Origin of the sequence: Gilliamella apicola, assembly GCF_003202655.1 — a bacterium.
GTDB lineage: Bacteria > Pseudomonadota > Gammaproteobacteria > Enterobacterales > Orbaceae > Gilliamella > Gilliamella apicola_R.
This window is the reverse complement of sequence record NZ_QGLR01000011.1, coordinates 37,798-57,104: the sequence shown is the minus strand read 5'-3', so window position 1 is coordinate 57,104 and position 19,307 is coordinate 37,798. Positions and strand designations below refer to the sequence as shown.

The 19,307-nt window shown below is 34.7% G+C and carries 36 protein-coding genes and 2 pseudogenes; 1 reads left to right on the top strand and 37 read right to left on the bottom strand.

What is annotated here, in order from left to right:
* Positions 1-162: 162 nt before the first annotated feature.
* The 24 genes from DKK70_RS16795 to DKK70_RS09615 form a co-directional block, all read right to left on the bottom strand.
* Positions 163-324 carry a hypothetical protein gene (locus DKK70_RS16795; RefSeq protein ID WP_181415299.1) on the bottom strand — a complete coding sequence of 54 codons (162 nt, stop codon included), beginning with the start codon at positions 322-324 and terminating at the stop codon, positions 163-165.
* 204 nt (positions 325-528) lie between these two features.
* Positions 529-906: a ribonuclease toxin immunity protein CdiI gene (cdiI, locus tag DKK70_RS09730; RefSeq protein ID WP_110424027.1), complete on the bottom strand. Its 378-nt coding sequence runs from the start codon at positions 904-906 to the stop codon at positions 529-531.
* Positions 903-1,325, bottom strand: coding sequence for a CdiA family toxin C-terminal domain-containing protein (locus DKK70_RS09725; RefSeq protein WP_181415971.1), 423 nt, complete (start codon positions 1,323-1,325; stop codon positions 903-905). The genes cdiI and DKK70_RS09725 overlap by 4 nt, the downstream gene beginning before the upstream one ends.
* 147 nt (positions 1,326-1,472) lie before the next feature.
* Positions 1,473-1,658, bottom strand: coding sequence for an RHS repeat-associated core domain-containing protein (locus DKK70_RS09720; protein WP_309146314.1), 186 nt, complete (start codon positions 1,656-1,658; stop codon positions 1,473-1,475).
* Positions 1,659-1,708: 50 nt separating this feature from the next.
* Positions 1,709-2,278, bottom strand: a complete 570-nt coding sequence (locus DKK70_RS09715; protein WP_181415970.1) for a hypothetical protein — start codon at positions 2,276-2,278, stop codon at positions 1,709-1,711.
* A 27-nt stretch (positions 2,279-2,305) separates the two neighbouring features.
* Entirely contained in the window at positions 2,306-2,440 is a 135-nt protein-coding gene (locus tag DKK70_RS17240; protein ID WP_258363931.1) for a hypothetical protein, read from the bottom strand.
* 313 nt (positions 2,441-2,753) lie between these two features.
* A complete protein-coding gene (locus tag DKK70_RS09705) occupies positions 2,754-3,005 on the bottom strand; it encodes a MafI family immunity protein (protein WP_110433818.1) in 252 nt (83 codons plus the stop codon).
* Positions 3,006-3,085: 80 nt separating this feature from the next.
* Complete coding sequence (locus tag DKK70_RS16790; protein ID WP_181415969.1) at positions 3,086-3,229, bottom strand: hypothetical protein; 144 nt, start codon at positions 3,227-3,229, stop codon at positions 3,086-3,088.
* Positions 3,230-3,348: 119 nt separating this feature from the next.
* Positions 3,349-3,657 carry a DUF596 domain-containing protein gene (locus DKK70_RS09700; RefSeq protein WP_110433830.1) on the bottom strand — a complete coding sequence of 103 codons (309 nt, stop codon included), beginning with the start codon at positions 3,655-3,657 and terminating at the stop codon, positions 3,349-3,351.
* A gap of 138 nt (positions 3,658-3,795) precedes the next feature.
* Positions 3,796-4,221 carry a hypothetical protein gene (locus tag DKK70_RS09695; protein ID WP_110433817.1) on the bottom strand — a complete coding sequence of 142 codons (426 nt, stop codon included), beginning with the start codon at positions 4,219-4,221 and terminating at the stop codon, positions 3,796-3,798.
* 167 nt (positions 4,222-4,388) lie between these two features.
* Positions 4,389-4,826 carry an RHS repeat-associated core domain-containing protein gene (locus tag DKK70_RS17345; protein ID WP_110433816.1) on the bottom strand — a complete coding sequence of 146 codons (438 nt, stop codon included), beginning with the start codon at positions 4,824-4,826 and terminating at the stop codon, positions 4,389-4,391.
* Between the two features lie 592 nt (positions 4,827-5,418).
* Positions 5,419-5,865, bottom strand: a complete 447-nt coding sequence (locus DKK70_RS09680) for a hypothetical protein (protein ID WP_146210862.1) — start codon at positions 5,863-5,865, stop codon at positions 5,419-5,421.
* Between the two features lie 136 nt (positions 5,866-6,001).
* Positions 6,002-6,517: a DUF2247 family protein gene (locus tag DKK70_RS09675; RefSeq protein WP_110433814.1), complete on the bottom strand. Its 516-nt coding sequence runs from the start codon at positions 6,515-6,517 to the stop codon at positions 6,002-6,004.
* Positions 6,518-6,997: 480 nt separating this feature from the next.
* Positions 6,998-7,183, bottom strand: coding sequence for a hypothetical protein (locus DKK70_RS09665; RefSeq protein ID WP_146210861.1), 186 nt, complete (start codon positions 7,181-7,183; stop codon positions 6,998-7,000).
* 50 nt (positions 7,184-7,233) lie between these two features.
* Positions 7,234-7,401 carry a hypothetical protein gene (locus tag DKK70_RS16785; protein ID WP_181415968.1) on the bottom strand — a complete coding sequence of 56 codons (168 nt, stop codon included), beginning with the start codon at positions 7,399-7,401 and terminating at the stop codon, positions 7,234-7,236.
* A gap of 347 nt (positions 7,402-7,748) precedes the next feature.
* A complete protein-coding gene (locus DKK70_RS16775) occupies positions 7,749-8,309 on the bottom strand; it encodes a hypothetical protein (protein ID WP_258363930.1) in 561 nt (186 codons plus the stop codon).
* Between the two features lie 180 nt (positions 8,310-8,489).
* Positions 8,490-9,053: a hypothetical protein gene (locus DKK70_RS16770; protein WP_258363929.1), complete on the bottom strand. Its 564-nt coding sequence runs from the start codon at positions 9,051-9,053 to the stop codon at positions 8,490-8,492.
* 250 nt (positions 9,054-9,303) lie between these two features.
* Complete coding sequence (locus DKK70_RS16765) at positions 9,304-9,864, bottom strand: hypothetical protein (RefSeq protein ID WP_258363928.1); 561 nt, start codon at positions 9,862-9,864, stop codon at positions 9,304-9,306.
* 250 nt (positions 9,865-10,114) lie between these two features.
* Entirely contained in the window at positions 10,115-10,675 is a 561-nt protein-coding gene (locus DKK70_RS16760; protein WP_258363927.1) for a hypothetical protein, read from the bottom strand.
* A gap of 186 nt (positions 10,676-10,861) precedes the next feature.
* Positions 10,862-11,425, bottom strand: coding sequence for a hypothetical protein (locus DKK70_RS16755; protein WP_258363926.1), 564 nt, complete (start codon positions 11,423-11,425; stop codon positions 10,862-10,864).
* Between the two features lie 189 nt (positions 11,426-11,614).
* A complete protein-coding gene (locus DKK70_RS09630; protein ID WP_110433810.1) occupies positions 11,615-11,992 on the bottom strand; it encodes a hypothetical protein in 378 nt (125 codons plus the stop codon).
* 57 nt (positions 11,993-12,049) lie between these two features.
* Positions 12,050-12,259 (bottom strand): hypothetical protein, encoded by a 210-nt coding sequence (locus DKK70_RS09625; RefSeq protein ID WP_110433809.1) that lies wholly within the window; start codon positions 12,257-12,259, stop codon positions 12,050-12,052.
* A gap of 362 nt (positions 12,260-12,621) precedes the next feature.
* Positions 12,622-13,011 (bottom strand): contact-dependent growth inhibition system immunity protein, encoded by a 390-nt coding sequence (locus tag DKK70_RS09620; RefSeq protein ID WP_110433808.1) that lies wholly within the window; start codon positions 13,009-13,011, stop codon positions 12,622-12,624.
* Positions 13,008-13,223, bottom strand: coding sequence for a hypothetical protein (locus DKK70_RS09615; RefSeq protein ID WP_110433807.1), 216 nt, complete (start codon positions 13,221-13,223; stop codon positions 13,008-13,010). Before DKK70_RS09615 ends, DKK70_RS09620 begins: the two co-directional genes overlap by 4 nt.
* A gap of 61 nt (positions 13,224-13,284) precedes the next feature.
* Here DKK70_RS09615 and DKK70_RS17570 point away from each other — a divergent pair, with 61 nt between their 5' ends.
* The gene (locus DKK70_RS17570; protein WP_110433827.1) at positions 13,285-13,440 is read left to right on the top strand and encodes a SymE family type I addiction module toxin; all 156 of its coding nucleotides are present in this window, start codon (positions 13,285-13,287) and stop codon (positions 13,438-13,440) included.
* A gap of 70 nt (positions 13,441-13,510) precedes the next feature.
* On the opposite strand, the gene DKK70_RS09605 is transcribed toward DKK70_RS17570, so the two are convergent.
* From DKK70_RS09605 to DKK70_RS09545, 13 genes and pseudogenes are all read right to left on the bottom strand, one after another.
* Complete coding sequence (locus DKK70_RS09605; RefSeq protein WP_110433806.1) at positions 13,511-13,846, bottom strand: hypothetical protein; 336 nt, start codon at positions 13,844-13,846, stop codon at positions 13,511-13,513.
* A 3-nt stretch (positions 13,847-13,849) separates the two neighbouring features.
* Positions 13,850-14,056, bottom strand: coding sequence for a hypothetical protein (locus DKK70_RS17565; protein ID WP_375334982.1), 207 nt, complete (start codon positions 14,054-14,056; stop codon positions 13,850-13,852).
* 204 nt (positions 14,057-14,260) lie between these two features.
* The gene (locus tag DKK70_RS16745) at positions 14,261-14,401 is read right to left on the bottom strand and encodes a hypothetical protein (RefSeq protein ID WP_181415966.1); all 141 of its coding nucleotides are present in this window, start codon (positions 14,399-14,401) and stop codon (positions 14,261-14,263) included.
* Between the two features lie 715 nt (positions 14,402-15,116).
* A pseudogene (locus DKK70_RS09590) lies at positions 15,117-15,639 on the bottom strand (O-acetyl-ADP-ribose deacetylase).
* Positions 15,629-15,919 carry a hypothetical protein gene (locus DKK70_RS09585; RefSeq protein WP_110433803.1) on the bottom strand — a complete coding sequence of 97 codons (291 nt, stop codon included), beginning with the start codon at positions 15,917-15,919 and terminating at the stop codon, positions 15,629-15,631. Before DKK70_RS09585 ends, DKK70_RS09590 begins: the two are co-directional and overlap by 11 nt.
* Entirely contained in the window at positions 15,916-16,119 is a 204-nt protein-coding gene (locus DKK70_RS09580) for a hypothetical protein (protein WP_110433802.1), read from the bottom strand. The genes DKK70_RS09585 and DKK70_RS09580 overlap by 4 nt, the downstream gene beginning before the upstream one ends.
* Before the next feature lie 63 nt (positions 16,120-16,182).
* Entirely contained in the window at positions 16,183-16,518 is a 336-nt protein-coding gene (locus DKK70_RS09575; RefSeq protein WP_110433801.1) for a VENN motif pre-toxin domain-containing protein, read from the bottom strand.
* Positions 16,519-16,643: 125 nt separating this feature from the next.
* Positions 16,644-16,895 (bottom strand): hypothetical protein, encoded by a 252-nt coding sequence (locus DKK70_RS09570; RefSeq protein ID WP_110433800.1) that lies wholly within the window; start codon positions 16,893-16,895, stop codon positions 16,644-16,646.
* Positions 16,882-17,136, bottom strand: coding sequence for a hypothetical protein (locus DKK70_RS09565; protein ID WP_110433799.1), 255 nt, complete (start codon positions 17,134-17,136; stop codon positions 16,882-16,884). The genes DKK70_RS09570 and DKK70_RS09565 overlap by 14 nt, the downstream gene beginning before the upstream one ends.
* A 264-nt stretch (positions 17,137-17,400) precedes the next feature.
* On the bottom strand, positions 17,401-17,751 hold the full coding sequence (locus DKK70_RS09560; RefSeq protein ID WP_110433798.1) for a hypothetical protein: 351 nt from the start codon (positions 17,749-17,751) through the stop codon (positions 17,401-17,403).
* A gap of 208 nt (positions 17,752-17,959) precedes the next feature.
* Positions 17,960-18,199: a hypothetical protein gene (locus DKK70_RS09555; protein ID WP_110433797.1), complete on the bottom strand. Its 240-nt coding sequence runs from the start codon at positions 18,197-18,199 to the stop codon at positions 17,960-17,962.
* 39 nt (positions 18,200-18,238) lie between these two features.
* Positions 18,239-18,574 (bottom strand): annotated as a pseudogene (locus DKK70_RS09550) (hypothetical protein); the annotation flags it as partial.
* Between the two features lie 49 nt (positions 18,575-18,623).
* Positions 18,624-19,109, bottom strand: coding sequence for a DUF2247 family protein (locus DKK70_RS09545; RefSeq protein ID WP_110433795.1), 486 nt, complete (start codon positions 19,107-19,109; stop codon positions 18,624-18,626).
* Positions 19,110-19,307: the final 198 nt, after the last annotated feature.

The window sequence follows — 19,307 nt, the reverse complement described above, 5'->3', positions numbered from 1 at the left end:
TCAAACAAATCATTACGTTGATAAACCTTATTACCATTAAACTCTATAGGATCTTTGCTCCAATATTTTCGCTCTTGCCCAAAATATTTTGCTGCATCAGCCTGTGTTGCACTATTCGTTCCCTTTCCAGCGTCTAATTTGCTGAAAAAAAGTTAAGCTGACCTATACGGCGGTGCGCTGGTTACTTTTTTGACGGTTGATGAATAGTGATAGATCGATCTTGTGGTGAGTCGTATAACTATTAGTATCCATACGTGTTATGTTGTCCCCCACCATAGCTAACTCACCGCCCGCATGAATTATACCACTATAGGGACTGGACATATCGCCTTTCGCCTGTATGAGTTCGTTTAGGGGATTTAATACAGAGTAAATTATCCACTTATTCAATACGGGATTTTTCATTAAGAAAATAATATTTATTAAAAAGATGGCTAACATTATTAATAACATATTATTTCCTTATATTTTCAGCGGTAATCTTAAGTAAGCTAAACTCCCAGTTTTTAAGCTGGGATCATTCACTACTTATGAATAACGCTCTCTTAGCTTCGACATATAGTGCTCTATTGATGCCTTATCCTTAGGGTGGGCGTCAATATAACTATCCGATATTACTTGCATAAGTTCAACAAAGTGTTGAGGCGTTAACTCAGAACTATCCATTTCACCAACATAAAAATCTACGTTCTTAAAATCATCAGGGCTATCATAATCTTGGTCTAAGGCATATCCTAATCCTTCATGCACATCACAACCGATACCTCTTGATGCATCATATATAAATTGTAGAAAATTCATCTTTTCTTCGTTATACATTGTTTCAAGTAAATAATATAAATCTACTCCACCGTTTTCGATAATATATTTTTCAACTTTACTTAACCATTCTATTTTATTGCTCATTTAGAATTCCTTGGAGGCATTGTAATATAAGCATTACTCACCTTTCCTGTTTTTGCATCTCTTGTTACCTGAAACCAATAACCATCAACTTTTACTGAATATTCTCTCTTGTTTGGATTTGATAAAAAATAACTTTCTGATTGCTTTGCCGCCTTATTTGACATATCAGCTACTTTTGAATCCGATAGTATAGCCGGATCATAAGTTGTTTTTGCCGCTTCTTTCTTATACCCTACAATCTGACCTGCATTTGGACCATTTCCGGCTTTAGCTGGAAGCTGATATTGGTACTCAATTAAACCAGGGTAATTTTTATCTGTAACTTTGAGATTAATTTTAGCTCCTAATATTTCGGCTGACTCTAAAAAAGCATCTTGTTTATGAGCTCCGGAGATATTATCTTTCTTTTTATTTAGCACACCAAGTTGAGTGTTATGTTGAGTTACATCAGCTATAAAGTTATTTGATGTTAACTGATTAGTAGCCCCAGCCGTCCCCTTTCCAGCTTCCGTTCCCGGACAGAGTTCATTTAACCCTAAAGGGGCTATCCAAGTGATTGGATTAGCCTAGGCATTTTCACCCTCTGCTAAACCAATCGGGTCTTGACTAATGTAACGCGCATAGTGCGGATCATAGTAACGGTGGCGATTATAATGCAATCCCGATTCTTCATCAAAATATTGTCTCGGTAGTCGCCGCGGTTGGGGTACCGTTTGATAGTCAATCGTTAAGTTACTATAAGACTTATACACCGCACTCCATACAATCTCCCTCTGAGCCGTCAATAACTCCTGCTGTGTCCTCAGTCGTAGTAAATCTCACCACCCCGTCGCCGACCATTAATTTGTGCCAATGGACTAAAGCCATGACTATCAGGTGTATACACATAACTTCGACACCGATAGTTGTTCGCCTTATCACGTTCATTATTGACCACAGACGGGGGGAAATTGGCATCATCAGCATGACATTCAGTAAGTAGTTTATCATCAAGCCAAAAGAATAGGGTTTTATCACCGGTTTGCATATCCGTTTTACTAATCCGCCGTCCAAGGGCATCATAAGTATAACAATAACTACTGACAACCGTTTCATGAAATTGCGGGTCATGCGCATCATGGTAATGACGGATTTTCTTAAACTCGATTAATCGATGCTGACCATCCCAAGTAAAGCTGTGCTCGGTATGCTGGCGTTTACTACGACACTCACGAATCAGATTACCAAATTCATCATACTGATAATGTCGGTCAGCCCATAACATTAAACGGTTAGCGTGAATCGCATTGGCCGCCGGTTGACCATCCACATGCTGCGCGTTATCCTGAGGAGTAGGCTCGTCATCCTGGCGTGATGTTTTCGCGCGTGACACTCAAATTATAATTGATGTAGTGTTGCCCTATTGTTGAAGTTTGTTTTTATATTGACTACTAACCCCTTGATACTCCAGCGTAATACGACCACATTTATCATATTGCCACACCAATGGCCATTGTCCATCATCAATCTCCGATAAACGCCCGAACCCATCCATAAACTAACTTACCAGAAGTTAACTATGGCTAAGGCACATTCTACGCTAAAAAACACCATTACTAAAACCAGAACGGTAAAACCACGGACAAAGCGCAGCTTAATGGTCGGTTACAGCCCTAATGGCAGGCAACCTAACCCCAAACCACAGTTGACCATTAAGGGGCGCTAGCTGGAGCTGATGGGCTTTTATGCCGGACAGGCTGTGGTGATTAAACTTGAGCGCAATAAATTAATTATTGAACTTGCTATGCAGATCTAGGAACTTATAAAAATAGGATCCCCGATCAGAGTTACATCGGGGATTTAACAAGTTATTTATTGGGGTTTATATATAAATATCGATTATCTAAATCCAAACCTAATAAATCAACAATATGAAGTACTTTTTGATATTCATCTTCACTAATTTTCACATCAAAATCTGCAATATGATCACATAATGTTTCAAAAGCTAAAACATTTTCTGAATGATTAATGTAATCCAAAGCATAATCTACTAACTCAGGATCTAGCCTATCTTTTATTGAATTACCTAATTCTTTTATATAATCATTAACTAACATAATTATTTGATCCTTTTTTTTATTTTTTACTTATTGGTTTGTAATTTGGCGGAACTGGTGCACGTTAGGAAATGCCGTTATTATCTTTTGATAACCTCGCTAGTAGATATGGTTTTAATATTCATATTTGATAAGTGTAATTCTAATTGCTTCAATGCATCAGTTGATTGTGAACGATAACGACCTAACTGATTATTTATTAATAATGTTCCATCAGCTCCCATTACTACCGTTCAGCCAGTCATCATCGATGCGCAACAGGGGCTGTTGATTATCAAAATTGAGGGGCAACGCTAGAATGTAATAAAAAACTTCCCACCATAATCCGGAAAGTTTTTAAAATTTACGTCCAGATCTCCTGACCATCTGGGGGAAACCATACCAATCCAGCAGGACATTTGGCTAGAAACCATAAACCGATATCATCAAGATCATCCAGTTCATCCTCAGAAGGATAAGTAGGCCATGTGTCCTTAATTGATTGGAGTTGTTGTGCTATAGTTCCTTGAAGAAAATGCCCATTTAATGCTAATTTGATATGCTCTTCTTTCATTAATTTTTCTAATATTTTAAAAAAAATACCCTTTCTGATTTCGTAGGGTTCATTCATATCTTTCATGCTAACATCAACGCTTTGCCATATATTACCCATCGAATAACCATAAGAGTATTTTAATATTTGATTATATATTTTTTCATAATTTATCATTGAAATGTCATCTCCACAGGGCGTCCTTATCAAAAACCCACCTATCAAAATATTTATATGGTTTTATAATATTAATTGAGTTCATATATTTTTCTTTAATGGAAACATTCGTAAAATATTCATCAGTGCGAAGAGAGTTTTGGCGTTAGGAGTCCAAATTGGTAACTTTTCATAACCTATTAATAGAAAATTAGCGTCGCATTTCAAGTTATTATCAGAAATACCGTCTTTTTTAATATCAATTAACTTCTCGATACTATCTAATTTTAATTGATATACACTATTATTATGATAACTAATGACTTTATCTGTTGTTATAGCTGTCCAGCTCGTCTTATTATTTTCGGAAAATAAAAATAATATCTCATCATCAGAGTCCATATACTCTTTGTGTAATTTGTCAAAAAAATTATCACGTTCTTCGCCTTTTAATCTTGTTTCCGAAAGCAACTTAAATTGATTCGCCTTCCAGAGAAGGCGATCTTTATACCATTCTTTTTTAGTCATATATTATTGTAACGCCTGTCGTTTTTGAGTTTCTACGAACTACTTTACCACCCATGAAAGGTTTACCATCAGCAACTCTCTTTCCAGAAAATCCATAAGTTTTTCGTTTGCAATATATCCTGTATTAACTTCTACTTTCTGTGCTCCCTTTGCTTTTGCATGCTCAACTAATAGCTTACATCTGAATAATTAATTTCACTTGTAATTTTAATTTCTGTTTTAGCTGTACCATCAGTAATATTATTTATATCAACTCCAAGTTTTTTTGCTGACTGAGTTTCCTTTAATACTAGATTAGCTTCACTCGTGCCCTTTCCAGCTTCCGTTCCCGGACAAACTTCATCCAACCCCAATGGGTCTATCCAAGTGATTGGATTAGCCACGTAACTATAGGCATTTTCACCCCCCGCTAAACCAATCGGGTCTTGACTAATGTAACGTGCACAGTGTGGGGCATAGTAACGGTGGCGATTATAATGTAATCCCGATTCTTCATCAAAATATTGTCTCGGCAGTCGCCGCGTTTGGGGTACCGTTTGATAGTCAATCGCTAAGTTACCATAAGACTTATACACCGCACTCCATACAATCTCCCTCTGAGCCATCAATAACTCCTGCAGTGTCCTCAGTCGTAGTAAATCTCACCACCCCGTCGCCGACCATTAATTTGTACCAATGGCCTAAAACCATGACTATAAGGTACATACACATAACTTCGACACCTCAGTTGTTCACCTTATCGTGTTCATTATTGACCACAGACGGGGAAATTGGCATCATCAGCATGACATTCAGTAAGTAGTTTATCATCAAGCCAAAAGAATAGGGTTTTATCACCGGTTTGCATATCCGTTTTACTAATCCGCCGTCCAAGGGCATCATAAGTATAACAATAACTACTGACAACCGTTTCATGGAATTGCGGGTCATGCGCATCATGGTAATGACGGATTTTCTTAAACTCGATTAATCGATGCTGACCATCCCAAGTAAAGCTGTGCTCGGTATGCTGGCGTTTACTACGACACTCACGAATCAGATTACCAAATTCATCATACTGATAATGCCGTCAGCCTATAACATAAAACGGTTAACGTGAATCGCCTTGGCCGCCGGTTGACCATCCACATGCTGCGCGTTATCCTGAGGAGTAGGCTCGTCATCCTGGCGTGATGTTTTCGCGCGTGACACTTCAAATTATTTAAGACTATCAAGTAGTATATCATGACTAAAGAGATTATCCGCCCCATCAAACCGGAACGGTTCATCATATCCTCGGTAACCATTCACATCATCATAACTAGGCTTATCCGATAGGGTCAATCCGGTATAAGGTTTATTACTTGCAGTTGCTATCCGACTCTTTAAGTCAAAAGTAAAGGTCTTAATCCCTTTAAAATTATCTGTTATCTGGGTTAGCTCATTAACAACATTATAATCATAACGGCGTTCAATCGGTTTACTTAAGGTTTGATGAAGTTGTAGAGTTTGTTGACGTAATCGTCCGCACTCGTCAAATTGATGACGACAGGTCAACTCACCCAAACGTCCCATATGGCGACGGATTTCTTGTCCGTGCTCCCATTGATGGCTAGAGCCTTCAATTTTACCAACGGTCAATCGGTAATGATTGGTGCCCTGCAAGGCTGTTGGTTATTAAACTTGGGATACTGGCATAGATGTCAAAATAAGATCCTCTAAGTTTTTAGATAAGGATCTTACTATTTGCTATGCAGATCTAAAAGTAAAACAAGACCCCGCTAGTTAGGCGGGGTCTAAATTAAATCTCTAATTTATTTAATTCTTTTTTTATCCATAAATTATGATTTGATATGATTTTTAGATAGTTTTCATCAGAATAGTACTTATTCGGAGTCATGGTATTATTAACACCTTGAATTATATTTGGACTATTATTGGATTCACCCCACTCATTCCAAAAATTGTTTAGCTCCAATAACCCATACAAACTATCTTCTGGTAAATGATTCATAGATTCTTTTATGGCAAATACAACCCATTTTTTCTTTGAAAGAGTTAAATCAACACTATTCAAATCACAGAGGTTACTAATCATATCAATAACCTCACCGTTCATTTCTGTACAAAAACACAATTCAGAAACGGATATAAAAGAAGCATCATTCAACTCTATAATAGCTAACTGTTCACATGCAAAATCACTAACGTTATTTGGTGATAATGTGCCTATAGGGAGCCCTTTACAGCCTAAATAGATCACTCCCCAATCAACTATTTTGAACTTTTCAAGTTCATTAAATATTTTATTTATCATGGCTTAGATGAGATTCCATTAATTGTTCCATTTGGTGGAAACATACGATGGCTTACACCTCCTAACTTAGGATCTACTATCCATTCAAATCTACCAGAAACACCATTCAGGCTTCCTTCTAATTGATGTAGTGTTGCCCTATTGTTGAAGTTTGTTTTTATATTGACTACTAACCCCTTGATACTCCAGCGTAATACGACCACATTTATCATATTGCCACACCAATGGCCATTGTCCATCTCCGATAAACGCCCGAACCCATCCATAAACTAACTTACCAGAAGTTAACTATGGCTAAGACGCATTCTATGCTAAAAACCACCATGACAAAACTAGAATGGTAAAACCTCGGTTAAAGCACAGCTTAACGGTCGTCTACACCCTCAATGGCGAGCAACCTAACCTAAGACCGCAACTGACCATTAAGACCACTGGTTGGAATACTTCTGCTTTACCACCGGTCAACCAGTCATCTAAAAGCTATCTAGTTAATCGAAGTACGTTAAATGCTCCACACTTATCACATAACATCTGGCGCTCAACTTCAGAAGGATTATTTTCATTTGGAATATCTCTTACTTTCAAATAAACTTTTTGACAAACAGGACAAAGTACTTTTACACTTGGGTCAGTAGCAATACTTTTTCCTGCACCAATCCATCTCATAACTCTTTTATTACTCATATTATTTACTTCCCCAAAACACTAAATACTTTTTATGCAAAATCGAACGCTGCTTTCGTCTCCTTTGTACCTAAAGAACTGGATACACCGCTTGCCGAAGATGATGTATTTAATCGGTATAATTCATGTAGTATTATTTTTTGCAATTCAGCTTGAGACTTAAATGCGTCCTTACCAATAAGCCCTCCCATTTTCGCCATACATTGTCATTCCTGAGGTAGTAGATTAGGCTCGTATTGTATGGTACGACCATTAATAACCCCTGTAACAGGTTGACCTTACGCGTGAACTTACTGAATTTGAGACATTTCTTTTGGCTCTAAAATACCCCGAGCTCCATTAATAATCTTAGTCTCTGTTTGATCAAACCCTTTGTCTTCATCAAAATATTGTCTCGGTAGTCGCAGCGGTTGGGGTACCGTTTGATAATTATTTGCTTTGCGAAAACCAATTTTTATACTTCTCACTGGATAATCAATATAAGAAATCGTTACCCTTAGCATCGATAATATCATGGATACATGTTGGCGCTTTTGGCTGGTTTTATTTATGATATTGCTATTTCAGTAGAAAAATCAAATCCCAATAAGTTGGCGTCTTCAACGCGTTGTTTAAATTTATCTGTCACGAAGATAAAGCCGATATCTTCTTCAATCGAGAATAAATAGTCATCGGTAATATTTTCGGCAATTAAAAATAGTTTTCTGATTATTAAACCATTTGGCCATTCTTCATAAACTGATTTTTCCTTGTCAAAACAACCGGATAAAGGGTTGGTAGGATAATAACCAAAGAATTTTTTACGTTTACTCTCCGTGATAACCGGTAACAACTGCCCGCGTGGCTCTAAAATATCTGCCAGTGCCGTTAATGCCGATTCACTAAACACTAAAAATGGCCCCAAAAAACCGCTGAAATCAAACTGATAATTCTTCTTACCCGAATCACTTCGCACTAATTCAAGTCTAATGGGCTGATAGTCGTCACCAAATGGTTTCCAGCGTTGATCCATAGCCCTTCCCTGAATGCTTTGTTCACCCTTAGGATAATTTTGAATAAATATGCAAGTATTTTCTGATGTTGTTCTTAGTAAATATATTTTTTTCATAATAATCTTGTATACCCTGTTGAGTTTTGTTTTGATTGACGAAGACTATTTGTTCTTGTCTTCGGCGCTTTAATAACACCTATTTTTCTCGTTGAATAATTAGCGCCATTTCATATCATCAGGCGCTTAGTATTGATTATAATATCATGGGTAACTGTTGGCGCTTTTAGGCGGTTTTATTTATGATGTTGGTATTTCAGTAGAAAAATCAAATCCCAATAAGTTAGCGTCTTCAACGCGTTGTTTAAATTTATCTGTCACAAAGACACGGCTCATACCTTCTTCAACTGAGAATAAATAGTCATCGGTAATATTTTGAGCAATCAAAAATGTTTTCTCGATCTTTAAACCTTTTGGATATTCAATATAATCTGATTTCTCCTTGTCAAAACAACCGGATAACGGGTTGGTAGGATAATAACCAAAGAATTTTTTACGTTTACTCTTCGTGATAACCGGTAACAACTGCCCGCGTGGCTCTAAAATATCTGCCAGTGCCGTTAATGCCGATTCACTAAACACTAAAAATGGATTTAAAAAACCGCTGAAATCAAACTGATAATTCTTCTTACCCGAATCACTTCGTCCTAATTCAAGTTTAATCGGTTGGTAGTTGTCACCAAATGGTTTCCAACGTTGATCCATCGCCCTTCCTTGAATGCCTTCCTCATCCTCAGGACAATCATCTTGCATAAAAAAGCTAGTATCTCTTAGTGTTGTTCTTAATAAATATATTTTTGTCATAATAATCTTGTATACTCAGTGGAGTTTTAATTTGCTTGACGAAGACTATTTGTTCTCGTCTTTGGCGTTTTAATAACACCTATTATTTTTATTGTTAGCTAAAAAACACCATTACCGGCGCTGTTTATATCACTACCATACATTGATATTTCCCATTGATTGATTAGCGCCGTTTTATATCATCAGGCGCTTAGTATCGGTGTTGATTATAGTATTATGGCTAGCTGTTGGCGCTTTTGAGTGGTTTTATTTATGATATTGCTATTTCAGTCGAAAAATCAAACCCCAATAAGTTGGCGTCTTCAACGCGTTGTTTAAATTTATCTGTCACAAAGACACCGCTAATAGATTCTTCAATCGAGAATAAATACTCATCGGTAATATTTTCGGCAATTAAAAATAGTTTTCTGATCATTAAACCATTTGGCCATTCATCATAGATTGATTTTTCCTTGTCAAAACAACCGGACAACGGGTTGGTAGGATAATAACCAAAGAATTTTTTACGTTTACTCGCCGTGATAACCGGTAACAACTGCCCGCGTGGCTCTAAAATATCTGCCAGTGCCGTTAATGCCGATTCACTAAACACTAAAAATGGACCCAAAAAACCGCTGAAATCAAACTGATAATTCTTCTTACCCGAATCACTTCGTCCTAATTCAAGTTTAATCGGCTGGTAGTCGTCACCAAATGGTTTCCAGCGTTGACGCACCGCCCTTTGCATAATGCCTCTCTCTTCTTCAGGACAATCTTGCATAAAAAAGCTAGTATCTCTTAGTGTTGTTCTTAATAAATATATTTTTGTCATAATAATCTTGTATACTCAGTGGAGTTTTAATTTGCTTGACGAAGACTATTTGTTCTCGTCTTTGACGTTTTAATAACACCTATTATTTTTATTGTTAGCTAAAAAACACCATTACCGGCGCTGTTTATATCACTACCATACATTGATATTTCCCATTGATTGATTAGCGCCGTTTTATATCATCAGGCGCTTAGTATCGGTGTTGATTATAGTATTATGGCTAGCTGTTGGCGCTTTTGGCTGGTTTTATTTATGATATTGCTATTTCAGTCGAAAAATCAAACCCCAATAAGTTGGCGTCTTCAACGCGTTGTTTAAATTTATCTGTTACAAACACACGGCTAATAGATTCTTCAATCGAGAATAAATAGTCATCGGTAATATTTTTGGCAATTAAAAATGTTTTCTCTATCATAAGAGCATTTGGGCATTCTTCATAGATTGATTTTTCCTTGTCAAAACAACCGGACAACGGGTTGGTAGGATAATAACCAAAGAATTTTTTACGTTTACTCTCCGTGATAACCGGTAACAACTGCCCGCGTGGCTCTAAAATATCTGCCAGTGCCGTTAATGCCGATTCACTAAACACTAAAAATGGACCCAAAAAACCGCTGAAATCAAACTGATAATTCTTCTTACCAAAATCATTTCGTATTAATTCAAGTTTAATCGGCTGGTAATTGTCACCAAATGGTTTCCAGCGCTGATCCATCGCCCTTCCCATAATGCTTTCTTCGCCCTCAGGATAATCTTGAATAAATGAGCAAGTATTTTTTGATGTTGTTCTCAATAAATATATTTTTTTCATAATAATCTTGTATACCCAGTGGAGTTTTAATTTACTCGACGAAGACCATTTGTTCTCGTCTTCGGTGTTTTAATAACACCTATTTTTCTCGTTGAATAATTAGCGCCATTTCATATCATCAGGCGCTTAGTATCGGTGTTGATTATAATATCATGGGTATCTGTTGGCGCTTTTGGGCGGTTTTATTTATGATATTGATATTTCAGTAGAAAAATCAAACCCCAACAAGTTAGCGTCTTCAACGCGTTGTTTAAATTTATCTGTCACAAAGACAAAGCTGATATCTTCTTCAATCGAGAATAAATACTCATCGGTAATATTTTCGGCAATTAAAAATAGTTTTCTGATTATTAAACCATTTGGCCATTCTTCATAGATTGATTTTTCCTTGTCAAAACAACCGGATAACGGGTTGGTGGGATAATAACCAAAGAATTTTTTACGTTTACTCTCCGTGATAACCGGTAACAACTGCCCGCGTGGCTCTAAAATATCTGCCAGTGCCGTTAATGCCGATTCACTAAACACTAAAAATGGTCTTGAAAAACCACAAAAATCAAACTGATAATTCTTCTTACCAAAATCACTTCGTCCTAATTCAAGTTTAATCGGCTGGTAGTCATCACCAAATGGTTTCCAGCGTTGAGCCATCGCCCTTTCTTGAATGCCTTTCTCGTCCTCAGGACAATCATCTTGCATAAAAAAGCAATTATCTCTTAATGCAGCTTTTAATAAATATATTTTTTTCATAATAATCTTATATACCCAGTGGAGTTTTAATTTGCTTGACGAAGACCATTTGTTCTTGTCTTCAGCGTTTTAATAACACCTATTTTCCCCTATCAATTGATTAAATCTACCTCGCTACTTCAAACAAGGACGTTTTTCCTCAACTGCGATCACTTTATTGATTAGGCTGAGTTATCTTTTTTAGTTTTATTATTGTTCAATGATTGATACAGTTATTCTATCAGGCTTAATAGTAATAAAATCCTTCTCAAAATAAGAAAAATCATAGAATAATTCATCTTCAAAAATCAAATTTGATAATACTAATTTATCTTCAAATAAGTAGCCATTTATAATATGTTGAAATGTATTTCTTTCTCTTTTAATAAAAAAATGTTTATCTTTCGATGTTTCAACTTGCATATCATCGTTAAACCATAAACCCAGTTCTACTAAATAAATGTTTCCCACGCGAAGCGGTACGGGAGAATAGTCAATAAAACAACAAATGTTATATTCTCCAAAAGCGAAAATAACTTCTTCTTCAACATTTTCATCTATAGATATTAACTTTGCATAATATTTCATTTAATAATCAACCTAAATTATTTATATCCCTAAATACTACGAAAATTCATAAAACAATTAAATATTGACCTTTAGAGTTGCTAACTTTTCATATATTTCATAAATATCATGTTTTAATCTCAATACCTCATCTTTTTCAATACCATGAATTGTTCCAAATTCTTCAGCATCAACACAAACTCCAGCATATATTTCGCCAATAATTGAGCGAATGATGTAAAGCTCAGCCTTTGATGATTGTTCATTACTTAATTCAATTAATTTCATTCTATATAATCTTTATTAATTCAAAGCATCTAAATATTGGCGTCCATCTGAAGGTTTAAAACGCCGTTCCGCCATTGTTTGCTTTTGGATCTCTTATGACAACTATTTTTGAAGATTGTTCCCAATATGCCAAGCTATTTGGCCAATATTCCCTCATCTGTTTGAGTATAGCGGTTTCCAATTATCTTATTCTCATCGGATAGCATATTAATACTAGTTTTTGCAGAAACCGCCAATATTTTACCATTTTGTAAATTATTGAGCATGGTCAGCGTTCGACCACCAATCTCTCTGACTAGCCTTGTTTGGACAATAATGCTTTGTTCTTTGTCGCAGAACTGAGTTTAGGTTAGATATTCTTATTAAATTGATGAAAAACTATTTATTTTTTGAATATCAATTAATAACTCACTACTTAATAATGATTTATCTATTTTATTTATAATTATATTAATCTCATTAAAATTAAATGAACATTTTTCTATATCACCTTTAGTTAAAGTGGCTAATGATGAGATTAATTGACCATCATATGAGTCTCCTGCTAAAGGATCTGAAGAAAGAATATTTAAAGCATAGGGTAGAATTTCACAAATAAAAACTTGTTGTCTTATTAATCGTGCAATATCTCCAACTAATAGTTTAGATAATGGAACATCGATGATTTCATTAAACCATTCGTCAAGATAAGACATATTTTGTTTTTTATATTCAATATTTTTTTTATTTAATAACGATCTTAAAGTTATCATATTCCATGTCCTTTTATTGCGGATTCGATTCGTTCAATTGCCTCTAATGCTTTTTGTCTTGCAAATTGATCTGATGGATTATTTACATCTTCGGTTAACTCGCTGACATCTTTACCACTATAAAGGGTGTTAATAATAACTTTACTCGCTAGCTCTCCGCTTACTGCACCAACACCTCCTGACAATGCTGAGTTGTCTTGCAGCTCCGCCACTACTGCACCAAGTATTGCATGGGCAATTAAGTTACCGGCAATATCATCGGTTTGCCATTAGATAGTTGGTTACCGTTCTAGCCTTGGCAAAGGTGTTCTCCTCCCACAACTTACCATTAAAAGCTATTGGCTGAATGAACTGGGGTTCACAACCGGACCGTCTGTCACAATTACCAATAAAAAAGCAGGTAAATTTTTGAGATTGCGAAGTAGATAGAATAGTTGATTAATAATTACTCCAGTTCCGCGATCTTTATCGCAGAACTGAAGAAAAAAATAACAAAATGTTAAGACTGATACAACGGGGAACTTTGCATTTTTGGTTTGATCTCTTCAAACCAAGCTTTGTAAACAAGTTCTTTAGGGTAATGATTATAAAAATTTTCTATCCTTTCAAGATCAACTTCAATCGCTTTTTCGATCTGTTTATAACATTGTATATATTGTTTCTGGGTTAATTCGGAAAAATCGATATTCCCATAAAATAGGTCATAATAAAAATAGACTTTTTTATCTACGCCTATTTGCTGAATATAAGGTCTCCAATAATCAGCAAGAACATCAATAAATGTTGAACCAAATGCAGCAACATTTTTTTCACTAAAAACAAAAGCTCCAGCCATACCTTACCTCAAGATAAAAATTGTTGATGGTTCTAATTTTAAGAGTGTATTTATATAATTATGTAAACCTTGCTGATTTTCCAATGTCAATTTTCTGAAATCTAACTGGACAATATTCGCTTTATTTAAGTGCCCATGTAACCTTTCAATATTATCAATCCAGTTATTATTGAAAAATTTATTCATTTCATCTATTTTTTTGTGTTCCATTAGATGTTGCAAACATAAAATCAATGGTTTACCCAAAAGACCATAAGTCCCATTTAATCCAACATAAAACCTCAATCAATCGAGCGTTAAAGCTTGAGTAAGAGAAACATATTCTGGCTCAACCTTAAGTTTTTCGGAAAAAAGATATACTAATTTCATGGGCGTTTTGGTGTTTTCTAACTTTAATAACATTATTTTTTGCTTTTATTTAACCTTTTCAAAATGAATAATATTTTTATTAAAAATATCTAATCCTTTACCTTTTTCAATTTGAGTTATCATTTGCCCACCTTCAACCTTAAATCTGGTATTGGTATACATCCATTTTCCAGTTTGTGTCGACACATGTTAGGTAATTCTTTTGCCGCAGCTGAATTAGCTGCAATACTTTTTTTCAAACCCAGAAAATGCGCCTCATGTAACAATCAATTTTATTGTTACTCCATAGCATTTTGTGATCAGTAATCTAATACTGGTTAAACAGAGGTTACTATTGTAGATGGCATTATGCCAATATTTGAAAAATACTCTCATATTGTTTTTGCGACATAGTCCGATAAACAATCTCATTTCCATATACATCATATTGTTATACTGGATTTAAGGGAATTTTAGACTGCTTTGCAGGAACACTAACCGCTTGTTCTCCTACATAGGTCGTTTTACTCGTTCTCTTTCCCTATTCAGGATCAGTGTCACTGAAAAAAAGCTAAAACCTACCTAGATTGATAGAGTGCGAAAGGTTTATTTGCAATTGATGAATTGAAAAAGAATTGATGTCATGCATTGCACTATTGATGCTATTGCTTCTATTTAATATAAAACCATCTATGGTATAAAAAACATTACTCTCGATTAATAACACATTAACTTTATAAATATTAATGATATTACTAATTTGCATTTTAATCGCAAAATAATTATCAGATTTTGCATCATCAGAAATCAAAGATAGGAAGTTTAAAATTAATGTAAGTATAATTAATAATATCATGGTTATTTTTTTGTATGTTTAAAATACAATAGGAAGTATTTTAATTAATCTATATAAATTTGCTAATCAACCCATCAAAATAGAACGGTATATGTCATAGTTTTCAACCTCATGACAAACAATATTTACTTTCTCTATACAAGGGTAGTTGAATAGATTATCTTTAATCGTTTGTAAGGCAATTTCTGCTGCTTTATCTTTTGGAAATCTATAAATACCAGTACTTATATTAGGAAATGAAATGGTTGTTACACCATTTTCATAAGCAAGTTTAAAACAATTTATGTAACAATTTTTTAATAATTCAACCTCATTATGACTACCGTCATTCCAACGAGGACCTACGGTATGAATGACATATTTAGCTGGTAGATTACCAGCAGTAGTAATTACAGCTTCCCCCCACTTTACAACTTCCTTGCTTAGCTCGTATTTTTTGACATTCATCTAGAATTTTTTTTCCTCCAGCACGATGAATTGCACCATCAACACCACTTCCTCCTAATAAAGAACTATTTGCGGCATTTACAATTGTATCAACAGGAATTTTAGTAATATCGCCATGAATAATTTCTATTTTATTTTTCATTTAATAATATATCCAAAAATTGCTTAATTGAATCTTCTTGTTTTTGAATTTCGATTGGTTCTAAAAGTACATTCATTACCTGCTTATCAACAAGTAGATCATAAATGTCAATATCTAACCAACCTTTTGACCAGATATCAATACCTGCAATTTTTCCATTTCCTTCAATTACAACTCTTTCTAAACTACCAAAGTCTCCCTTCGGATATGAGCTGTAAGTTAATTTATAGTTACTTAGTTGAGGGGCAATATTATCTTTAAAATAGCGCATATCGATCATATTATTCCTTTTTTATTAAGAATATTGATATTACTGACATTCGGTTTTAATGAACTTCCTTGCTTATTGAGTTGATATTTTTGAAACGGTTTTGCATCATTCCCTAATATTTTATACCAACCATCTTTACCACCTTGAATAATTTTTCTTGTACTATGCATTTGAGCGAGTTCTTCTAGCTTATAGATCATCGATATCATGAATACCAGCGTCCTTTAATTTTTTATATAAAACCTTACTTTTTTGTACAATTTTTCAACACTTTATTTATTTGACAACAAGTTATCCTCAACCGCATTTTTACTACTAATAGCCGCACTGGCATCGCCAAAATTACCACCGCCGGCAGATACCGCCAGACCAGATGCTAGTTGAGATAGTGCGCTGATGATTTGTTCTTCTTCGGTTAACTCGCTGGCATCTTTACCACCATAAAGGGTGTTGATAATTGCTTTACTCGCTAGCTCTCCGCTTACTGCACCAACACCTCCTGATAATGCTGAGTTGCCTTGCAGTTCAGACACTACTGCACCAAGTATTGCATGGGCAATTAAGTTGCCGGCAATATCATCGGTTTGCCATTTACCATCTTCACCCATATGCCCGGTGTGCAGTTTTATCTGCTCAGCCAGCCATGGCGCACTGGCGCCAGCTAGGCCACTGGTGAACTTACGAAGTAAATTTTAGATATAAAAAAATCCCAGTTTTTAGACTGGGATTTTAGTTATTTACCAAAAATCTTAATTCCTAAACGACGGCATTCTCCAATCCAAAAAACAATTCCAGCAGGAATGCCTAAAAAAAAGGCCAATTTAGAGGCAGTATATATATTTTCTGTATAGAATACAAAGTTACCTTTTATAATATAAAAACATAAAGAAATCATAACACTAAAAATCATAATTAATAAAAAAAAGTAAATCGGTATCGCAGTACACAAAAAAATCAAAGCTATATATTTTTTATTTCTTTTCATTATTGTTTTCCTTTAAATGATCGTTTACTATTTTATTAAACAACTCGCTAGTACCAGAATTCGTTAAAGAACCACCCCAAGCAGGAATAGAACTTTCTGTATAATGACCTGTGATCCCCAAAAATCCTCTGTTTGTTTCATGAATATATTTATTAGCAACTGGATTAAACCACGATTGTAATGGGTTTTCTACTAATTTTCCTACGCCATAGCCAACAAATGATGAACTACCACCTATCAAGCCTCCAATAAAGGAGTGGATACCGTCTTATTGATATTTGAATATGAATCGACAGGTAATAAGGCAATAATAAGTCGCCGAAAATAATTTTAGACATCTGGATTTGAAAAACTAGACTAAACGAACTAATTAATACAACGTTAATGTGAAATTAAAATCAGTAATAATATCTATCCCTTTTCCTTAAAACTTTGAGGAAAAGGGAATTAGAGGTAAGCTAAAAACTATGTATTACACATATAAACTAATGAGATTTAATGACAATCAACTGATACTAAATGTAAAAACCTGACGTCTATCATTTTCTATCAAGGTTAATTCTTCTACTATATTAAAAAAATGTTGATCATTCACAATAGTAATAACTCCCTTAACAATAGCCTTCATAGCATAATAAGCATATTTTCCTCCTACTAAAACCCCAAAAGTTTCATCTTGTTCTATTACTTGAGGAATAATATCTTCTGGTAAGGTTATTATCTTTTCAAAATCACCATCATTACTATCACTTAAAAAAGCCATCTCATTTATACCACCTAAAATATAAAAATAAGCTTTTAATTCAATAAAACCATCGATTTTCTTTACAATGGCATCCTCAATTGACAATAACATATCCCCTCGCTATTTTCATTTAGAATTAGTAAAAATTGCCTGTCCTGTGAATTTACTTTTAAATTTAACTATTGGAGTAAAATATTGAAGCCCTTCTGCTGGTTCTCTGACCGAGACAACAGGCTATCCTTTTCTGACCTTTATTCCATCGACAACAACTGCGTGATAGCTTCTATCTAATTTCATCGCTACAATAGCTGAATTTCCATTAGAAGTTAGGGAAAAAAAGTGTTTCTATTGATGCCTTTGAAATAAACCTAGCATTATTTAGACCTTGTTTATTTAAAGCTGAAGCTGAAACCAAATCAGTCATTCGTGCTCCATCAGATCCTATTTTTAAATCAATCCTAAGTTTATTCAGATCATATTCAATAGCTACTGTATCTAATATTATCGCACCTGAATTAGCTAATTGAGATGCAATTATTTCTAATCCCGCAGCAGGCATTGTTTCTGCGCCAACAGTTTACATCCCCCAAATTGCACCTTAATTTGCACATAATATCGGATTAGCTGCACAAGCCTCCATTCCAGATTCTGTAGCTGCAATAACCACACCCAAAGCTATTAATTGTAGCTTACCACCTTCTATTATCATCTCATTATAATTATCTATTCCTTCAGATATAACCTGCTGTTCACAAATTGTATCTTCGTTACATGCCGATTGAGCGGCTTTAACAATAGTTAAACCAACATTATTATCCTCAACCACATTTTTACTACTAATAGCCTCACTGGCATCGCCAAAATTACCACCGCCGGCAGATACCGCCAGACCAGATGCTAGTTGAGATAGAGCGTTGATGATTTGTTCTTCTTCGGTTAATTCGTTGGTATCTTTTTAAGGCGGAGGGGCTATCATTTAGTATTTAATCAATAAACTTTTCTTTCTTCGAAATTAAATAATTTTCCCAGTTTAAATATAATCGATTAATATTTTCTTCGTACGTGTGTTTATTTGGATCATAATCATCAGTACTTGGCATATACCTTACAAAAGATTCTATTTCTTCAGGGTAAGCGAAACTCTCATAAATTTCCTCAACTTTTCCTAATTGATCGTCTAATTTCTCTCGTTTATTAAATAAATCTAATAGAATGATATATAACCATTTATCAGTATGATAAAAACGCTCTTCTTTAACTATATTTTTAAGTAATTTTTCTATCTTAAAGGTTGTCGTTTTATCTATCATTGATAATTCAATTACTGATTCATCATAATTTGATTCTTCAATTACTTTTTTATTTGCATAATTGACCACATCTTTCCATCCCAAAAAATGGTGCTCATAGCCCCATAATAAGTCTTGCCAATTAAGCTTAATATCATTTTTAGTTATATTATAGTTCATAATTATTACCTGTTTATTAAAGGGTAGATTTTGCTACGCTAAGGTCATTGGCAACGCTCTGATGAAATGGTGAGTATTTGATAAAGCATAGTCAACCGATTAATGTTAATCATTCATCACAAATTTTTTTACTATGATATGTTCATCCAATGATTGTTATTTCATAGATACGATATCATCTGAGTATTTGGCAAAACT

Excerpts from the sequence above, each read along its gene's own strand:
- DKK70_RS16795 (WP_181415299.1), bottom strand. The coding sequence starts at position 324 with ATGTCCAGTCCCTATAGTGGTATAATTCATGCGGGCGGTGAGTTAGCT.
- cdiI (WP_110424027.1), bottom strand. The coding sequence starts at position 906 with ATGAGCAATAAAATAGAATGGTTAAGTAAAGTTGAAAAATATATTATC.
- DKK70_RS17240 (WP_258363931.1), bottom strand. The coding sequence starts at position 2,440 with ATGGATGGGTTCGGGCGTTTATCGGAGATTGATGATGGACAATGGCCA.
- DKK70_RS09705 (WP_110433818.1), bottom strand. The coding sequence starts at position 3,005 with ATGTTAGTTAATGATTATATAAAAGAATTAGGTAATTCAATAAAAGAT.
- DKK70_RS16790 (WP_181415969.1), bottom strand. The coding sequence starts at position 3,229 with ATGGGAGCTGATGGAACATTATTAATAAATAATCAGTTAGGTCGTTAT.
- DKK70_RS09700 (WP_110433830.1), bottom strand. The coding sequence starts at position 3,657 with ATGGGTAATATATGGCAAAGCGTTGATGTTAGCATGAAAGATATGAAT.
- DKK70_RS09695 (WP_110433817.1), bottom strand. The coding sequence starts at position 4,221 with ATGACTAAAAAAGAATGGTATAAAGATCGCCTTCTCTGGAAGGCGAAT.
- DKK70_RS17345 (WP_110433816.1), bottom strand. The coding sequence starts at position 4,826 with ATGGCTCAGAGGGAGATTGTATGGAGTGCGGTGTATAAGTCTTATGGT.
- DKK70_RS09675 (WP_110433814.1), bottom strand. The coding sequence starts at position 6,517 with ATGATAAATAAAATATTTAATGAACTTGAAAAGTTCAAAATAGTTGAT.
- DKK70_RS09665 (WP_146210861.1), bottom strand. The coding sequence starts at position 7,183 with ATGAGATGGATTGGTGCAGGAAAAAGTATTGCTACTGACCCAAGTGTA.
- DKK70_RS16785 (WP_181415968.1), bottom strand. The coding sequence starts at position 7,401 with ATGGCGAAAATGGGAGGGCTTATTGGTAAGGACGCATTTAAGTCTCAA.
- DKK70_RS16775 (WP_258363930.1), bottom strand. The coding sequence starts at position 8,309 with ATGAAAAAAATATATTTACTAAGAACAACATCAGAAAATACTTGCATA.
- DKK70_RS16770 (WP_258363929.1), bottom strand. The coding sequence starts at position 9,053 with ATGACAAAAATATATTTATTAAGAACAACACTAAGAGATACTAGCTTT.
- DKK70_RS16765 (WP_258363928.1), bottom strand. The coding sequence starts at position 9,864 with ATGACAAAAATATATTTATTAAGAACAACACTAAGAGATACTAGCTTT.
- DKK70_RS16760 (WP_258363927.1), bottom strand. The coding sequence starts at position 10,675 with ATGAAAAAAATATATTTATTGAGAACAACATCAAAAAATACTTGCTCA.
- DKK70_RS16755 (WP_258363926.1), bottom strand. The coding sequence starts at position 11,425 with ATGAAAAAAATATATTTATTAAAAGCTGCATTAAGAGATAATTGCTTT.
- DKK70_RS09630 (WP_110433810.1), bottom strand. The coding sequence starts at position 11,992 with ATGAAATATTATGCAAAGTTAATATCTATAGATGAAAATGTTGAAGAA.
- DKK70_RS09625 (WP_110433809.1), bottom strand. The coding sequence starts at position 12,259 with ATGAAATTAATTGAATTAAGTAATGAACAATCATCAAAGGCTGAGCTT.
- DKK70_RS09620 (WP_110433808.1), bottom strand. The coding sequence starts at position 13,011 with ATGATAACTTTAAGATCGTTATTAAATAAAAAAAATATTGAATATAAA.
- DKK70_RS09605 (WP_110433806.1), bottom strand. The coding sequence starts at position 13,846 with ATGGCTGGAGCTTTTGTTTTTAGTGAAAAAAATGTTGCTGCATTTGGT.
- DKK70_RS17565 (WP_375334982.1), bottom strand. The coding sequence starts at position 14,056 with ATGGAACACAAAAAAATAGATGAAATGAATAAATTTTTCAATAATAAC.
- DKK70_RS09585 (WP_110433803.1), bottom strand. The coding sequence starts at position 15,919 with ATGATCGATATGCGCTATTTTAAAGATAATATTGCCCCTCAACTAAGT.
- DKK70_RS09580 (WP_110433802.1), bottom strand. The coding sequence starts at position 16,119 with ATGATATCGATGATCTATAAGCTAGAAGAACTCGCTCAAATGCATAGT.
- DKK70_RS09575 (WP_110433801.1), bottom strand. The coding sequence starts at position 16,518 with ATGGGTGAAGATGGTAAATGGCAAACCGATGATATTGCCGGCAACTTA.
- DKK70_RS09570 (WP_110433800.1), bottom strand. The coding sequence starts at position 16,895 with ATGAAAAGAAATAAAAAATATATAGCTTTGATTTTTTTGTGTACTGCG.
- DKK70_RS09560 (WP_110433798.1), bottom strand. The coding sequence starts at position 17,751 with ATGTTATTGTCAATTGAGGATGCCATTGTAAAGAAAATCGATGGTTTT.
- DKK70_RS09555 (WP_110433797.1), bottom strand. The coding sequence starts at position 18,199 with ATGCCTGCTGCGGGATTAGAAATAATTGCATCTCAATTAGCTAATTCA.
- DKK70_RS09545 (WP_110433795.1), bottom strand. The coding sequence starts at position 19,109 with ATGAACTATAATATAACTAAAAATGATATTAAGCTTAATTGGCAAGAC.